General features: G+C 54.3%; 17 protein-coding genes. 4 read left to right on the forward strand and 13 right to left on the reverse strand.

The genetic code is table 11. The annotated features are described in order from the left end of the window. The first annotated feature begins 5 nt into the window (after positions 1-5). From AAF463_RS05430 to tatE, 4 genes are all read left to right on the forward strand, one after another. Complete coding sequence (locus AAF463_RS05430; protein WP_350261663.1) at positions 6-893, forward strand: ABC transporter substrate-binding protein; 888 nt, start codon at positions 6-8, stop codon at positions 891-893. Further along, positions 890-1,849: an amino acid ABC transporter permease gene (locus AAF463_RS05435; protein ID WP_350261664.1), complete on the forward strand. Its 960-nt coding sequence runs from the start codon at positions 890-892 to the stop codon at positions 1,847-1,849. Before AAF463_RS05430 ends, AAF463_RS05435 begins: the two co-directional genes overlap by 4 nt. After that, entirely contained in the window at positions 1,846-2,616 is a 771-nt protein-coding gene (locus AAF463_RS05440; protein WP_110865712.1) for an amino acid ABC transporter ATP-binding protein, read from the forward strand. The genes AAF463_RS05435 and AAF463_RS05440 overlap by 4 nt, the downstream gene beginning before the upstream one ends. Positions 2,617-2,714: 98 nt before the next feature. Beyond that, complete coding sequence (gene tatE / locus AAF463_RS05445) at positions 2,715-2,918, forward strand: twin-arginine translocase subunit TatE (protein ID WP_064740541.1); 204 nt, start codon at positions 2,715-2,717, stop codon at positions 2,916-2,918. An 88-nt stretch (positions 2,919-3,006) separates the two neighbouring features. On the opposite strand, the gene AAF463_RS05450 is transcribed toward tatE, so the two are convergent. From AAF463_RS05450 to lptE, 13 genes are all read right to left on the reverse strand, one after another. Next, the gene (locus tag AAF463_RS05450; protein ID WP_350261665.1) at positions 3,007-4,035 is read right to left on the reverse strand and encodes a hypothetical protein; all 1,029 of its coding nucleotides are present in this window, start codon (positions 4,033-4,035) and stop codon (positions 3,007-3,009) included. A gap of 146 nt (positions 4,036-4,181) precedes the next feature. After that, on the reverse strand, positions 4,182-5,147 hold the full coding sequence (lipA, locus tag AAF463_RS05455; protein WP_101763255.1) for a lipoyl synthase: 966 nt from the start codon (positions 5,145-5,147) through the stop codon (positions 4,182-4,184). A 176-nt stretch (positions 5,148-5,323) separates the two neighbouring features. Next, on the reverse strand, positions 5,324-5,974 hold the full coding sequence (gene lipB / locus AAF463_RS05460) for a lipoyl(octanoyl) transferase LipB (RefSeq protein WP_217547269.1): 651 nt from the start codon (positions 5,972-5,974) through the stop codon (positions 5,324-5,326). Between the two features lie 69 nt (positions 5,975-6,043). Further along, positions 6,044-6,307 carry a DUF493 family protein YbeD gene (gene ybeD / locus AAF463_RS05465; protein WP_008103691.1) on the reverse strand — a complete coding sequence of 88 codons (264 nt, stop codon included), beginning with the start codon at positions 6,305-6,307 and terminating at the stop codon, positions 6,044-6,046. Positions 6,308-6,403: 96 nt separating this feature from the next. Continuing rightward, complete coding sequence (gene dacA, locus AAF463_RS05470) at positions 6,404-7,615, reverse strand: D-alanyl-D-alanine carboxypeptidase DacA (RefSeq protein WP_101763253.1); 1,212 nt, start codon at positions 7,613-7,615, stop codon at positions 6,404-6,406. Between the two features lie 117 nt (positions 7,616-7,732). Continuing rightward, positions 7,733-8,803: an endolytic peptidoglycan transglycosylase RlpA gene (rlpA, locus tag AAF463_RS05475; RefSeq protein WP_350261666.1), complete on the reverse strand. Its 1,071-nt coding sequence runs from the start codon at positions 8,801-8,803 to the stop codon at positions 7,733-7,735. A gap of 10 nt (positions 8,804-8,813) precedes the next feature. Beyond that, a complete protein-coding gene (mrdB, locus tag AAF463_RS05480) occupies positions 8,814-9,926 on the reverse strand; it encodes a peptidoglycan glycosyltransferase MrdB (RefSeq protein WP_101763316.1) in 1,113 nt (370 codons plus the stop codon). Positions 9,927-9,934: 8 nt separating this feature from the next. Continuing rightward, on the reverse strand, positions 9,935-11,839 hold the full coding sequence (gene mrdA, locus AAF463_RS05485) for a peptidoglycan DD-transpeptidase MrdA (RefSeq protein ID WP_217547264.1): 1,905 nt from the start codon (positions 11,837-11,839) through the stop codon (positions 9,935-9,937). Positions 11,840-11,872: 33 nt separating this feature from the next. Continuing rightward, positions 11,873-12,343, reverse strand: a complete 471-nt coding sequence (gene rlmH / locus AAF463_RS05490; RefSeq protein ID WP_008103678.1) for a 23S rRNA (pseudouridine(1915)-N(3))-methyltransferase RlmH — start codon at positions 12,341-12,343, stop codon at positions 11,873-11,875. A gap of 3 nt (positions 12,344-12,346) precedes the next feature. Further along, a complete protein-coding gene (rsfS, locus tag AAF463_RS05495; protein ID WP_008103673.1) occupies positions 12,347-12,664 on the reverse strand; it encodes a ribosome silencing factor in 318 nt (105 codons plus the stop codon). Positions 12,665-12,755: 91 nt separating this feature from the next. After that, positions 12,756-13,400, reverse strand: coding sequence for a nicotinate-nucleotide adenylyltransferase (gene nadD, locus AAF463_RS05500; protein WP_192414165.1), 645 nt, complete (start codon positions 13,398-13,400; stop codon positions 12,756-12,758). Beyond that, a complete protein-coding gene (gene holA / locus AAF463_RS05505; RefSeq protein WP_110865717.1) occupies positions 13,393-14,424 on the reverse strand; it encodes a DNA polymerase III subunit delta in 1,032 nt (343 codons plus the stop codon). The genes nadD and holA overlap by 8 nt, the downstream gene beginning before the upstream one ends. Then, positions 14,421-15,020 carry an LPS assembly lipoprotein LptE gene (gene lptE, locus AAF463_RS05510; protein ID WP_110865718.1) on the reverse strand — a complete coding sequence of 200 codons (600 nt, stop codon included), beginning with the start codon at positions 15,018-15,020 and terminating at the stop codon, positions 14,421-14,423. Before lptE ends, holA begins: the two co-directional genes overlap by 4 nt. Positions 15,021-15,027 lie beyond the last annotated feature (7 nt).

The following is a 15,027-nucleotide window of genomic DNA, read 5'->3' on the forward strand; positions in this document are numbered from 1 at the left end:
GACTGATGAAAATTCTTGCTACCGCCATCGCGCTGTCATTGGGCCTCACGGCCTGTTTCGCTCAGGCCGCCGACGTGATTCCTGCGCAAAAAGTGGATCAGGCGCTGCACGATCGTCTGCCAGCAGAGATCAAAAGCAGCGGTAAAATGATCTCGGTGAACAACGGATCTTTTCCTCCGTATGAGATGGTTAACGGTCCGCACTCAATGGACGGCGCTTCCGCCGATCTCACCGAAGCGCTGGCACAATTGCTGGGCGTGAAGATTGAACATGCCACCGTCAGCGGTTTATCGGGCGTGCTCACCGGCATTAATTCCGGCCGCTACCAGATGGCGATTGGCCCGATTGGCGATTATCCGGATCGTCAGCAGAAGGTTGATTTTATCGACTTCGTGCAGGAGTTCGTGGTGTTTGGCGTGCAGAAAGGCAATCCCTCGAAGATTAACGGTCTGGAAGATACCTGCGGTAAACGCATTGCGGTAATGGCGGCCGGTTCAGCAGAGCAGGTGATTCGCAAGCAGTCCGATGCCTGTGTCGCGGCGGGTAAACCGGCGGTGGTGGTGCAATCCTTCACCGACCAGCCATCGTCGATTTTAGCCGTGCGTTCAAAACGTTCCGATGCTTTCTTCTCCTCGCAGGCGCCGCTGACATACTTCATCGAACAGGCCAATGGCCAGCTAGAGCTTTCGGGCAAAGGCAAGAAAAACGGCTTTGGTGACATTTTCCAGGGCACCGTGGTACCCAAGGGTTCTGAACTCGGCAACGTGGTGCTGGATGCGTACAAAGAGCTGTTCAATAACGGCACTTACGCGGCCATCATGAAGAAGTGGAAATTAGACGGCAACGTGTTGCAGCAACCGGGACGTAACCTGGCGCAAGGGGCAGCAAAATGAGTCCGGTCACCAACAATTCGCGAGCCAGGGATAAGGCCGACGTGCAGCAGCGCGATGTGGCTTTTGCCCGCAGTGCGCCCACTTATGGGCGCTGGATCTCATGGATTTTGGTGCTGGTTATTGCCGCGAACTTCCTCTGGCTGGTGGCGACCAACCCCAATTTCGAGTGGAACGTGGTGCTGCAGTGGTTCACCGAAGGTTCGGTGATGAAAGGCCTGCAGGTCACGCTCGGCTTGACGGTGGTGTCGATGATTCTCGGCACGCTGCTCGGGCTGCTGTTGGGCGTGTGGCGTCTCTCGGAAAACAAATTGCTGAGCGGCTTATCGTCGCTCTACATCTGGTTTTTCCGGGGTACGCCGCTGCTGGTACAGCTGATCTTTTGGTACAACCTGTCGACGCTGTTTCCCACCATCGCAATCACTCTTCCGTGGACGGATATCACTTTCGCCAGCTGGAACACCAACGATCTGATCACGCCACTGACTGCCGCCATTGCCGGACTGGCGCTCAATGAAGCGGCTTATATGGCCGAGATCATTCGCGCCGGCCTGCTGTCAGTGGATAACGGTCAGATCGAAACCACCCAGGCGTTTGGCATGAGTCGCAGTCGTGCGCTGCGCCGCGTGATCATTCCACAGGCGATGCGTTCAATTATTCCGCCTACCGGCAACCAGTTGATCAGCATGATCAAAGCGACCTCGCTGGTAAGTGTGATCGCTATGGGCGATCTGTTGTACTCGGTGCAAGCCGTTTATAACCGCACCTTTGAAATTATCCCGATGCTGATGGTTGCGGTGATCTGGTATCTGCTTATCACCTCGATTCTTAACGTTGGCCAGTCCGCCATCGAGCGTTACTACGCCCGTGGCACCACCCGCACGGTGGTGAATAAACGTCGCGTTGCTGCTAACGAAGCCGCGCCTGCCGTCGCGCACCGTCTGAAGGAGGATGTATGAGTGAAGTTCAGCCACTGGTGCGTGCGCGTAATGTGCAGAAGAGTTATGGCGATAATGAAGTGCTGAAAGGCATCGATCTCGATGTGTTTCCCGGTGAAGTGGTGGTGATTCTCGGGCCATCAGGCTCGGGTAAATCCACCTTTTTACGCTGTATTAACCATCTGGAAGACATGAATGCCGGTTCGATTGTGGTCGGTGACGATCAGATCGGTTATGAACTGAAGCGCGGTATTTTGCATCGTCTGTCGGCGCGTAAAATTGCTCATCAGCGCCAGAAAATCGGCATGGTGTTTCAGCAGTTCAACCTCTATCCGCACATGACGGTGCTGCAAAACATCATTGAAGCGCCGATAGGCGTGCACAAGTTTGCACGGCAGGATGCACTCAAGCATGCGCGTGAACTGCTGGCAACCGTGGGATTAAGTGACAAAGCCGATGCCTGGCCGCGTCATCTATCCGGTGGCCAGCAGCAGCGCGTGGCGATTGCGCGCGCGCTGGCGATTAAACCGGCGCTGATGCTGTTCGATGAACCCACTTCGGCACTCGATCCGGAATTAGTTGGCGAAGTGCTGGCCACCATGCGCACCTTAGCTGATCAAGGGCTAACCATGATTGTCGTGACCCATGAAATTGGTTTCGCGCGTGAGGCGGCCGATCGCGTGGTGTTTATGGATGGCGGCGTGGTAGTGGAGCAGGGTAGTCCGGAGCAGGTGATTGGTAACCCGCAACATCCGCGCACGCAGGCATTTCTCAGCCGCTTTATCTGAGCAGGCGGTCTCACTCTGTTACAGATTGCAGTTGAGGCCTTTTATAAACTGCGCGTTAATAGTCAGGTCCGTTTTTCACATTGGTTGAAAGGTAAATTATGGAAGGTATCAGTATTGCCAAACTGCTGATCATCGGTGCGCTCATCGTACTGCTTTTTGGCACCAATAAGTTACGTTCACTGGGTGGCGATCTGGGTTCCGCAATCAAAGGCTTCAAAAAAGCCATGAAAGATGATGAATCCGGCGCATCCAAAAGCAGCGCTGAAGAAGTGCCTGCTGAACGTGTCAGCCACAAAGAGTAATCTCTGCGCCAAACGTCAATAAGTGTAAATATTTATTACGTTGATAAAAAACCAGACTGTCGCCAGCCTGGTTTTTGTTTTTTGCGTCTTAGTGCCAATTGGCGTAAATGATTTCCTGCTCATCCACATCAAATATTGTTGAGCCATATAAGCCATCAAAGTCGCTCAACCCATCCTGGGTATGCCAGCCCTGCAACATATCATCAGTTAAAATTAAGGGTATCAGCGATAGTCTTTCTTCTTCCTCTGCTGTAATAACATCAATGAGTGCTATTTCAATTTTGTCTGATTCACTCTCATCAATTGGCATAATGATTTCACCTATTTTAGGCTTAGTCAAAAACGGATAATCAACTTTGCCACCCATTACGCCTTGCGGATTAATGGGGACTGCACTAAAAACATGCTGAGCGACAGAAATATCGGTGGGCAGTTCAAACTGCCAGCGGCCTTGGCTATCAATTTCAGAGCTGCCGACCCACACATCATCAAGATAAAAGTATAACGTCGTACCAACTGGCGCATCACCGCTGAAAGACCCTTCATCCTCATTCAGATCATCGATGATGACCTCATTTTCAGCGATAACCTTAGACTGTACCTGTACTAAAAGTTGAGGTTTGGCACTCTCGCGTTCAGGTAGCGTGGCAATTTCCACACTCTCGTGGTGCATGCCGATAGCCGGTTGCCACAGTTGTGGCAGAGGAGCATTGAATTTCGCTTCCAGCAAATCAAAATTCCATTCAGGTTCAGGCTCTTCATTAATCACAGGGAGTACATTCTCCTGAGAAGTTTGAAAAGCGATATCTTCAGCATAAGGCATGATGTGTCGCACCACTTCGGGCATCACAGCGATAGTTTCATGACCCTTTAGTGGCAACTCTAAATGAATTTCATCGTATCGATGCTCAATACTGATAGCGGTAGCGATAAATGCATTGGCACATGAGGCGTGAGATGAAGTATAGGGATTGGTGTTATCTATGGGCGTGGTGCGCGCTTTAAGCGCATCCAAACTCTCTCCGGATGCACTGTTGAGCCGCACATCGGGTAATTGACCTGACAAATCGGGTTCCCGGAGAAAATCGAGCCCCTTTAAGTGAGAGGATGTTTGCATTATCTGACCTTCAAAATAAACACTGAGAAAAGAGAAATAGGCTCTTATGGCCTCAGCGATTAAAGCGACAGATTTGAGACAGGGATTAAGATTTTTAAGGAGATATTTGCGATTGCGCCCTGGTAAGAGCGCAATCGCGAAGCATATTACTTAACTTCCAGACCTTTGGCCTGCATATCAGCATGATAAGAAGAGCGCACAAACGGGCCGCAGGCGGCATGGGTGAAGCCCATTGCCATTGCTTCTTCTTTCATTTCGTCAAACTCGGCCGGGCTAACGTAGCGCTGCACCGGCAAGTGGTGACGGCTCGGCTGCAAATACTGTCCCAGCGTCAGCATGGTGACGCCGTGGCGACGCAGATCGCGCATCACTTCAATGATTTCAGCATTGGTTTCGCCCAGACCGACCATCAAACCCGATTTAGTCGGGATATCCGGATGCGCTTCTTTGAAACGCTCCAGCAATTTCAGTGACCAATCGTAGTTGGCGCCAGGACGGACCTGACGGTACACGCGCGGCACGTTTTCCAGATTGTGGTTAAACACATCCGGTGGCGTCGCGGTGAGGATTTCCAGCGCGCGATCCATACGACCACGGAAGTCCGGCACCAATGTTTCAATTTTGATGGTTGGGCTTTTTTCGCGAATCGCGCTGATGCAGTCAGCAAAGTGCTGGGCACCGCCGTCGCGCAGGTCATCACGGTCCACTGAAGTGATGACCACATAACGCAGCGCCATATCGGCGATGGTTTGTGCCAGTTTCAGCGGTTCGTTAGCGTCAGGCATATTCGGACGGCCGTGCGCCACGTCGCAGAATGGGCAGCGACGGGTGCAGATCGCGCCGAGGATCATAAAGGTCGCGGTACCGTGGTTGAAACACTCTGCGAGGTTAGGGCAGGAGGCTTCTTCACACACTGAGTGCAGACCGTTTTTACGCATCGCGGCCTTGATGCCCTGAATGCGGCTGGAGTCTGCAGGCAGTTTGATCTTCATCCATTCCGGCTTACGCAGAATTTCTTCACGCTCAACCATCACGGTTTTCACCGGGATCAGCGCCATTTTGTCGGCATCGCGATACTTGACGCCACGTTCCATCTGAATTGGTTTACTCATAAATCTGCAGGTTCCGGTCGGGATTGCGATTTGAAAGCTTCCTCACTCAAACTGAGAACCAGGCTTTCAACTTTTTTTGAAAATATGGCAAAAATTATATCATCTCGTCTGCTCATAAGCAGCCGATTCGCCGGTGCAAAAGTTACAATTTTGTAAATAGGCACGTACAGTCAAGGTCAGACCGCGGCATCACTTTGCCATTCCAGTTGGGTAAATCCGGTTAAACGGGCGAAATGTTGCACCAGACGTGGTCGCACATCGGCGGGCGTGACGCCCGGCTGCAGCTGGCTAAGCTGCGTCATTTGCATCCCGGCATATCCGCACGGATTGATGCGCAGGAACGGCGCTAAATCCATCGCCACATTCAGTGCCAGGCCGTGAAACGAGCAGCCTTTACGAATGCGCAGTCCCAGCGAACAAATCTTGTCATCGCCAACGTACACGCCCGGCGCATCCGGTCGCGCCCGCGCGCTGATGTCATAGTCGGCCAGCGTGGCGATCACCGTTTCTTCTAACGCCGTCACTAACTCGCGCACGCCCATCTTGCGACGTTTTACGTCAATCAGCACATACATCACCTGTTGGCCGGGGCCGTGATAGGTTACCTGGCCGCCGCGATCGCTTTGTACCACCGGAATATCGCCCGGCATCAGCAGATGTTCAGCTTTCCCTGCCTGGCCTTGGGTAAACACCGGATGATGTTCCACCAGCCAGATTTCATCGGCAGTGCTGCTGTCGCGTTGATCGGTAAAGTGATGCATGGCATCGGAGATGGGTTGCCAATCGCGCTGGCCGAGTTGACGAACAAGAAGCGTATTAGCTGACAAAGCAGAGATCCGGTAAAGAGTGGAAGGCAGAGTATAACGCTGGCAAAGCGGACTTTGCCAGCGCCAGAATTACAGCACCATGCGCACGATTTCGATATTGCCCAGCTCTTCGTACAGGGTTTCAACCTGCTCAATGTGGGTGGCGATGATGGTAATGGAAACAGAGTGATAGTTGCCTTTGCTGCTTGGCTTAACGTCCGGTTTGTAATCGCCTGGCGCGTGGCGCTGCACCACTTCAACCACTTGATCAACCAGCTCCGGTTGCGCCAAACCCATCACTTTGTAAGTGAAAGGCGTAGGGAATTCGAGCAGTTCATTCAATTTGGTTTTCATACATTGACTCCGGTGCTTAAAAAACAGGCTCCCGCCGAGGCGGGAGCAAAGATAGTAACTTAATTGGGGGCAAATTGGCGTTTTTTCAAGCGCGCCTTAGCCGAACCAGTGGTGGAACATCAGTTTGATGTAATCGATGATGCGGCCGAAGAAACCACCTTCTTTCACTTCATTCAGCACCACCAGCGGACGCTGTTCCACAGTTTTGCCGTCGAGCTGGAAGTTGATGCTGCCCACTACCTGATTTTTCTGCAGCGGCGCATGCAGTTCAGTGTTGTTCAGCACATAGCTGGCTTTGAGATCTTTCATGCGGCCACGCGGAATGGTCAGATAGGCATCTTTCTCCACGCCCAGCTGGACACGATCGCTGTCACCGAACCACACAGGCTCAGAGGCAAACTCTTTGCCCGCTTTCAGCGGTGCGACGGTTTCAAAGAAGCGGAAGCCCCACGTCAGCAACTTCTTGCTCTCGGTTTCACGGCCTTTAAAGGTACGACCGCCCATCACCGCGGAGATCAAACGCATCTGGCCTTCTGTTGCCGAGGCGACCAGGTTGTAACCCGCTGCGTCGGTGTGGCCGGTTTTAATGCCATCGACGTTCAGGCTGGTATCCCACAGCAAACCGTTACGGTTGGTCTGCTTGATATTATTAAAGGTGAAATCTTTTTCACGGTAAACCGCGTACTCATCGGGTACGTCACGGATCAGCGCCTGGCCGATCAACGCCATATCGCGCGGCGAGCTGTATTGGCCTTCGGCATCCAAACCGTGCACGGTCTGGAAGTGGGTGTTTTTCAGACCCAGCGCGCCAACGTAGTTGTTCATCAGGTTGACGAATGCGTCCTGGCTGCCAGCAACGTAATCCGCCATCGCTACACAAGCGTCGTTACCTGATTGCAGCACGATACCGCGCGTCAGCTGAGAAACCGGCACACGATCGCCAGGCTTGAGGAACATCAGTGATGAACCTTTGAATACCGGATTACCGGTTGCCCAGGCGTCTTTACCCACGGTCACGATGTCATCGTTATGGATTTTTCCCGCTTTGACCGCCTGACCAATCACGTAGCTGGTCATCATTTTGGTCAGGCTTGCCGGATCGCGGCGTGCATCCGCGTTCTTTTCGGCCAGCACTTTGCCGGAGTTATAGTCGATCAGCACATAAGCTTCAGCATCAATGTCCGGTACACCCGGAATCATAGTCTTAAGATTAACATCGTCCGCAAATGCGGCATGGCTGAGAGAAAGGGCGACCAGTGATCCCACTGTCAGGCGTTTCAGAAAACGAGAAGGTTTCAGCGTATTCATGTTCAGGACTACAACATCCGTGGGTTTAGAGTGAAAAAAGTGCCTAACTATAGCAAACGTCCGATCGGGCGACATCTTGCTTTGCAAATCAGTTTCAGCAGGAAATGTCACTGTCCGTTACATCGATGGACGGGCAGTGGTAATAAATGAGCTCATTTGCGCTTCAGTGTTAAGACGTTGCTGCAAGGCAGCGGCTTCGGCACGGCTTTTATAGCCACCTAACTGAATGCGATAGACGTTGCCATTGGCTTCAACCGCGCCCGGCACGCCAAAGCGTTTACCCAGACTTTCGGCCAGCTGACGTGCACGCGCCGGATCGTTAATCGCGCCGACCTGAACCACATAACCGCTGTCGGCATGGGCATTCTGGCTGGTAGCTGGTGGGGCAGCAGCGGCTGGCGCGGCAACCGGCTCGTTGCCTTCCAGCACGCCCGTGGCTAACGGCTGTGGCGCGCCGAGAAAACCGCTGCTCTGGACGGGCGCACCCATGCTGTCATTGCTTTGCAAGGTGCTGTTATCGACAGCGCGCACATCCTGCGGTGCAGGCGCTGGCGCCGCATTGGCGCTGCCACCCATCATCACCATGCCGCCGCCGAGATCGGGACGCGCGGGCAGGGCGTAACTCTGTTTGGCGACGGTGGTACCGATGGTGCCGGGACCGGAAACGGAACCATCCGGCGCCACTTTAATGTAATCAACGCGCACGCGGGTGTTGTTAGAGATATTCAGGCGATCGCCCGCCGCACGCGACAAGTCGATAATGCGGCCTGGCGTGTAAGGGCCACGATCGTTGACGCGTACCACAATTTGGCGGCCGTTGGCGAGGTTAGTGACACGCACATAGCTCGGCAGCGGCAGCGTTGGATGCGCGGCGGTCATGCCTTCCGGATCGTAAGATTCACCGATAGCGGTGCGATTCCCCTGCGCTTCGTCACCGTACCAGGTGGCTAAACCCACTTCGCTGTAGTTCGAAGGATCTTTGATCACGCGGTAGTTTTTACCGTTGACGCTGTAATCCTGGCTGGTGGAAGGATTGATCGGTTCATAACGTGGTTCCACGCCAGGAATTTCTACTACCGGGCCGTTATAGGCCGGTTGCGGTGGCGCAGTATTATTCTGCTGTTCCGGTGTGGAACAGGCAGCCAGTACCAATGATGCCAGTGCAACCCCAAGCCAGTCCTTACGCATGTGCAGCCTCTTAAACGCTTTTAGATAACATTTTTCGATGAGTATGGATCGACATCACGATGCCAAATCCAGCCATTAACACAATCAATGCCGATCCGCCGTAGCTCACCAGCGGCAGCGGTACGCCAACCACCGGTAAGATACCACTTACCATGCCAATGTTAACGAAAACATAAACGAATAAAATCAGCATCAAACCGCCCGCCATCACGCGACCAAAGGTGGTTTGCGCGCGCGCCGCGATAATCAGTCCGCGCATGATCAGCAGCAAATAGAGTACCAGCAGTAACAACACGCCAACCAGACCAAGTTCTTCCGCTAAAACGGCAAAAATAAAGTCGGTATGGCGTTCAGGCAGGAACTCCAGCTGCGATTGGGTGCCGTGCAGCCAGCCCTTGCCGCGCAGGCCACCGGAACCGATAGCAATCTTCGACTGAATGATGTGATAACCGGCGCCGAGCGGATCGCTTTCCGGGTCCAGCAGCATCATCACGCGGGCGCGCTGGTAGTCATGCATCAGGAAGAACCACAAAATCGGGATAAAGGCGGCGACCAGCAATACCGCGATACCAATCAGCTTCCAGCTCATGCCGGATAAGAACAGTACAAACAGGCCGGAAGCGGCGATCAGAATCGAGGTGCCGAGATCGGGTTGTGCCGCCACCAGCAGCGTCGGCATGAAAATCAGAATCAACGCGATGCCGGTGTTTTTCAGCGTCGGCGGGCAGACATCGCGGTTAATAAAGCGCGCCACCATCAGCGGCACGGCAATCTTGGCGATCTCCGAGGGCTGAAAACGCACAAAACCAAGATCGAGCCAGCGCTGTGCGCCTTTACTGATGTGACCAAACGCGTCCACCGCTATCAGCAATATCACGCAGACAATATAGAGATAGGGCGCCCAGCTTTCATAGACGCGCGGCGGCACCTGCGCCAGCACCAGCATAACGATGATGCCCATGGCAATCTGCCCGAACTTACGCTCGGTCATGCCTGGATCCTGTCCGCTGGCGCTCCAGATGACGATGGCGCTGTAGGTCAGCAAGCTGAGAATGATCAGCATAAACAGGGGGTCGATATGGATGCGCGTCCAGATCGATCTTTTCTGCGGACTATCGTTCATGGACATTGTCATTCACCTTCGTAGCCGGGCGGTGTCGGTGCGGCTTCTGGCAGCACGGTATTGTTGTCGCCTAACATAATGTGGTCGAGAATCTGGCGCATAACGGTGCCGACAGCCGGGCCTGCGCCGCCGTTTTCCAGAATCATGGTGACGGCCACGCGCGGTTTATCGTAAGGCGCATAGGCAGTCATTAATTTATGGTCACGCAGACGTTCGGCAATCTTGTGCGCGTTATAGACTTCATTTTCTTTCAGTCCGTAAACCTGCGCGGTACCGGATTTGGCAGCGATTTTGTAGGGCGCATCGGCAAAGCTCTTGTGCGCGGTACCGTTAGCGCGGTTGGCTACGCCATACATGCCGTCTTTGGCAATTTCCCAGTAACCTGAATGAATATCGCCAATCGGCGCATCCGGAACCTGGCGATAGGGCACCATGACCTGGCCTTCACGCGTGGCGCGCAGTAAGTGCGGCACTTTGATCACACCGTCATTAATCAGGATCATCATCGCTTTGTTCATCTGAATGGGCGTCGCGGTCCAGTAACCCTGGCCGATACCCACCGGAATGGTATCACCTTGATACCACGGCTTCTTAAAGCGCTTCAGCTTCCATTCGCGCGTGGGCATGTTGCCCGCGCTCTCCTGCGGCAGATCAATGCCGGTGCGATGGCCGTAACCAAACTTGGTCATCCACTCTGACAGGCGATCGATGCCCATATCGTAGGCAACCTGATAGAAGAAGGTATCCGCCGATTCTTCCAGCGATTTAGTGACGTTCAGGCGACCGTGGCCCCATTTTTTCCAGTCACGATAGCGCTTTTCCGAGCCGGGCAGTTGCCACCAGCCGGGATCGAACAGGCTGGTATTGCGGTTGATCACGCCTGCGCTCAGCGCCGACACGGCAACGTAAGGTTTCACCGTTGACGCTGGGGGATAGGAGGCCTGCAGCGCACGGTTATACAGCGGACGGTTTTCGTCGCTTAACAGCGCTTTATAATCTTTGCTCGAGATACCGTCGACAAACAGGTTCGGGTCGTAGCTGGGGGTAGAAACCAGTGCAAGAATTTCGCCGGTGCGTGGATCGCTCACCACCACTGCCGCGCGGCTGCCGGTCAACAAGGTTTCGATGTACTGCTGCAGTTTGAGGTCAACCGTCAGGTAGATATCGCGTCCGGCCTGCGGAGATTGCTCGTGCAGCTGTCGAATGACGCGGCCACGGTTGTTAACTTCAACCTCTTCATAACCGGTTTTACCGTGCAGCACATCTTCGTAATAGTTTTCGATGCCGAGCTTGCCGATATCATGCGTAGCCGCATAGTTCGGCCATTTGCCTTCCTGATCGAGGCGCGTAACGTCGCGATCGTTGATTTTGGAGACGTAGCCCACCACGTGCGTCAGCGTCTGGCCGTACGGATAGTAGCGGCGCTGATAGCCTTTTACTTCCACGCCAGGAAAACGGTATTGATTAACGGCGAAACGCGCCACCTGCACTTCGTTTAAACCGATTTTGACCGGAATCGAGGTAAAGCGGCGCGAGCGTTTGCGCTCTTTGTCAAACGCATCGAGATCGTCGTCGGTCAGATCCAGTACCGGACGCAGATCCTGCAAGGTCTGCTTCAGGTTTTCGACCTTTTCCGGCATCAGTTCGGCCTGATAAATCGTGCGGTTTACTGCCAGCGGGACGCCGGTGCGATCGAAAATAATGCCGCGGCTCGGTGCCACCGGCACCAGCTTAATGCGGTTTTCATTTGAACGGGTGCTGTAGTCGTCAAAGCGCAGAATTTGCAGGTGGTACATGTTGACCACCAGAATGCTGGAGAGCAGCAGAATGCCAACAAAAGCCACCAATGCTCGGCGGACAAAAAGTTTCTGTTCGGCAGTGTAATCGCGAAAGGCGTTGCTCTGTAATTTCATCCGCTACATTTATTGTCTGGGGTTGTCAGGCGTTTATTCACGATGATAAGGATGATTCGTGGTGATGCTCCACGCACGATACAGGCTTTCCGCTACCAGCACACGCACCAGCGGATGTGGCAACGTGAGCGCTGACAGTGACCAGCTTTGTTCAGCAGCGGCTTTGCACGCGGGCGCCAGTCCTTCCGGACCGCCGATTAACAGGCTGACATCGCGGCCATCCAGTTTCCAGCGTTCAAGCTGCTGCGCCAGCTGTGGGGTTTCCCACGGCTGTCCGGGAATATCCAGCGTGACAATACGATTGCCTTTACCCACGGCGGCCAGCATCGCTTCACCTTCTTTTTCCAGAATGCGTTTGATGTCAGCGTTCTTGCCGCGTTTGCCGGCAGTTACTTCGATCAGTTCAAACGGCATATCTTTCGGGAAGCGGCGCAGATACTCCATGAAACCGGTCTGAACCCAGTCGGGCATTTTGGTGCCGACGGCCACAAGCTGCAGTTTCACGTCTTAGCTCCAGAGTTTTTCCAGCTCGTACAGCTGGCGGCTCTCTGCTTCCATCACGTGCACAATCACGTCACCCAGGTCAACGACCACCCAATCGGAGGCGGTTTTACTGTCTACACCCAGCGGCTTAAGGCCCGCAGTGCGCGATTCCTGCACCACATGATCGGCGATAGAAGCGACGTGACGTGTTGAAGTGCCGGTGCAAATGATCATGCAATCGGTGATGCTGGATTTGCCCTGAACATCAATAGCAATGATGTCCTGGCCTTTGAGATCATCAATCTTATCAATAACGAACTCTTGGAGTGCTTTACCTTGCAAAAGGTTCCCCTTAAAAACAGGTGATTACGGACGGGCTAACGATGCGAGAAAGGTAGCCGAAAATGAAGCGGCGCAGTATAGCATGCTGCCTTTAGCTGCGATATAAGCCAACGCTATCGATGTAGCCGATCACTGCATCTGGCAGTAAATCCGCGCAGGAGATGCCTGCATGGCGGCGCTGACGGATTTCGGTGGCGGAAATGTCGAACAGCGGCGTATCCGCCAGCCAGATGTGTCCTGCTGGCGAGTGATGAAGCTGCTGCACATCATCGGCCAGATGCTCATCAAGCCACTGCTGCATCTCTGGCGTCTCCATCTGCGTGGCGTAACCTGGACGCTTACACACCAGCAAATGGCACAGCGACAATAGATCCTGCCAGCGATGCCATTTGGCTAACGTTAGCAGAGAATCCTGACCAATGATAAACCCGAGGGGCTGTTCTGGGCCGCGTTCCGCACGCAGTGCTTCCAGCGTGGCAACTGTCCAGGACGGCGTTGCACGCGCCAGTTCACGCGTATCGATATCAAATAGCGGGCGATCGGCAATAGCACAGCGCAGCATCTCAACGCGCTGTTGTGCACTGGCTTCCGGCTGCGGGCGATGCGGCGGCACGTTGTTCGGCAGCAGCGTGACCTTTTTTAATCCCACTTGCTGTGCCAGCGCTTCTACCGGGCGCAAATGGCCGTAGTGAATCGGATCGAAGGTGCCGCCAAACAGAGCGTAGAGTTTAGACATCAGTAAAGCTCAATGGGAAATCGCGGTGACACAGCAGCAGCGACAGTGTTTCCAGCTGCGGCCACAGGTTTTGTCCGTAATCTTGCTTCATGCTGAGTTCCAGCTCTGCCAGCAAATGCACCGCGCGCTGTAAACGCTGAGCATCAAGGCGCTGCAAAGCTTCGGTAAACAGCGCGCGACGGTTTTGCCAGATACGTTGCTGATCCATTAGCGTGCGCAGCGCTTGTTTCGCCTGATTCCGCTGCAGGTGCAGCAGCGTGAGTAAATCGCGTTGCAGCGTGCGCAGTAGAATCACCGCTTCGCTGTCCTCTTTCTCCAGCTGATGCAGGATGTGCAGGGCGCGTTTACTTTTCCCTGCCAGCAATGCATCCACCCAATGGAACGGAGTAAAGTGCGCGGCATCGTTGACGGCGGCTTCCACACGCGGCAGCGTTAATTTGCCATCCGGCCACAGCAGCGATAAGCGTTCCAGCGCCTGCGAAAGCGCCAGCAGATTCCCTTCGTAGCAGTAGCAAAGCAGCTGGATCGCCGCATCATCTACGCTGAGTTTCATCGCTTTGGCGCGACTCGCCACCCAGCGCGGCAGCTGTGCCTGTTCAGGCGTCTGGCACGGAACCATTACCGCCTGCGTACTCAGCGCTTTGAACCAGGCGCTGTTCTCCTGCGCTTTGGTCAGTTTCGCCAGGCGCAGCACCAGCAAAATATCGCTGTGCAGCAGCGTGGAGAGTTTCACTAACTGCTCGGCGATAGCGGCATTGGGGCCGTTTTCGGGCAGTTGCAGCGTCAGGGTTTGGCGTTGGGTAAACAGGCTGAGCGATTGACAGCTAACGAAGATCGCATCCCAATCGGTTTGCGCATCAATGGTGACGCTGAAGTGCTCTTCAAATCCCTGTGCGCTAGCGGTAGCACGGATTGCATCCGCGCTTTCCTGAATCAGCAGAGGTTCATTACCGGTGAGAAAATAACAGGCGCGCAGCCCCTCTCGAAGCTGCGCGCTCAGTTGTTCAGGATAAATCCTGATCATTGCAGACTGGTAGCTGACGAAGAGGACACTTCCGGTGAGTTCTGTCCCGGTGCAATCGTCTCAGGCTGCGGCAAAGTATCTTTGTTGCTTTCCTGCGCGGCATGCACGGTCAGCAGTTTACGTACTAACTGCTCGGACGCGCGCTGACGCATCTCCTGCACGATCATATCTTGCTCGGCATCCTTCGCCAGTGCGGCGTTCGGGTTGTCGAAGAAAGAACGATACACGGTGGTGCTGATCGGGTAGATACCTTTACCCGGCAGCAGAACCTGTGCGGTGACCGTCATCACCAGCGAGTATTCCGCGGTGGTACCGCTGATAAACACCGATGCGGTATCACGTCCCTGGCCTTCAGCACCCAGACGCAGCGTTGGGTATTTGGCGCTGGCCGCTTTGCTGTCTTCAATGATGGTGACATTGTTGATGCGCAGCTGCTGGCGCACGGCACGTGCCAGTGGGCCATAGGGATCGCCGCTCTGGACGATAAGGGTTTTCATCTCACTCGGCACCGAGGTGGTGCCGCGCGGGTGGAAACCACAGCCTGCGGTAATCACTACCGCAAGCAGGACAAACAGCCTGATAATCAGTTGTCGCACAGTTCCT

The sequence above is a fragment of the Pantoea sp. BJ2 genome, from assembly GCF_040255075.1.
GTDB classification, from domain to species: domain Bacteria; phylum Pseudomonadota; class Gammaproteobacteria; order Enterobacterales; family Enterobacteriaceae; genus Pantoea; species Pantoea leporis.

Coding starts and splice junctions, on each gene's coding strand:
- holA (WP_110865717.1), bottom strand. CDS start 14,424: ATGATCAGGATTTATCCTGAACAACTGAGCGCGCAGCTTCGAGAGGGG.
- nadD (WP_192414165.1), bottom strand. CDS start 13,400: ATGTCTAAACTCTACGCTCTGTTTGGCGGCACCTTCGATCCGATTCAC.
- ybeD (WP_008103691.1), bottom strand. CDS start 6,307: ATGAAAACCAAATTGAATGAACTGCTCGAATTCCCTACGCCTTTCACT.
- mrdA (WP_217547264.1), bottom strand. CDS start 11,839: ATGAAATTACAGAGCAACGCCTTTCGCGATTACACTGCCGAACAGAAA.
- mrdB (WP_101763316.1), bottom strand. CDS start 9,926: ATGAACGATAGTCCGCAGAAAAGATCGATCTGGACGCGCATCCATATC.
- AAF463_RS05440 (WP_110865712.1), top strand. CDS start 1,846: ATGAGTGAAGTTCAGCCACTGGTGCGTGCGCGTAATGTGCAGAAGAGT.
- AAF463_RS05450 (WP_350261665.1), bottom strand. CDS start 4,035: ATGCAAACATCCTCTCACTTAAAGGGGCTCGATTTTCTCCGGGAACCC.
- rlpA (WP_350261666.1), bottom strand. CDS start 8,803: ATGCGTAAGGACTGGCTTGGGGTTGCACTGGCATCATTGGTACTGGCT.
- AAF463_RS05435 (WP_350261664.1), top strand. CDS start 890: ATGAGTCCGGTCACCAACAATTCGCGAGCCAGGGATAAGGCCGACGTG.
- tatE (WP_064740541.1), top strand. CDS start 2,715: ATGGAAGGTATCAGTATTGCCAAACTGCTGATCATCGGTGCGCTCATC.
- lipA (WP_101763255.1), bottom strand. CDS start 5,147: ATGAGTAAACCAATTCAGATGGAACGTGGCGTCAAGTATCGCGATGCC.
- dacA (WP_101763253.1), bottom strand. CDS start 7,615: ATGAATACGCTGAAACCTTCTCGTTTTCTGAAACGCCTGACAGTGGGA.
- AAF463_RS05430 (WP_350261663.1), top strand. CDS start 6: ATGAAAATTCTTGCTACCGCCATCGCGCTGTCATTGGGCCTCACGGCC.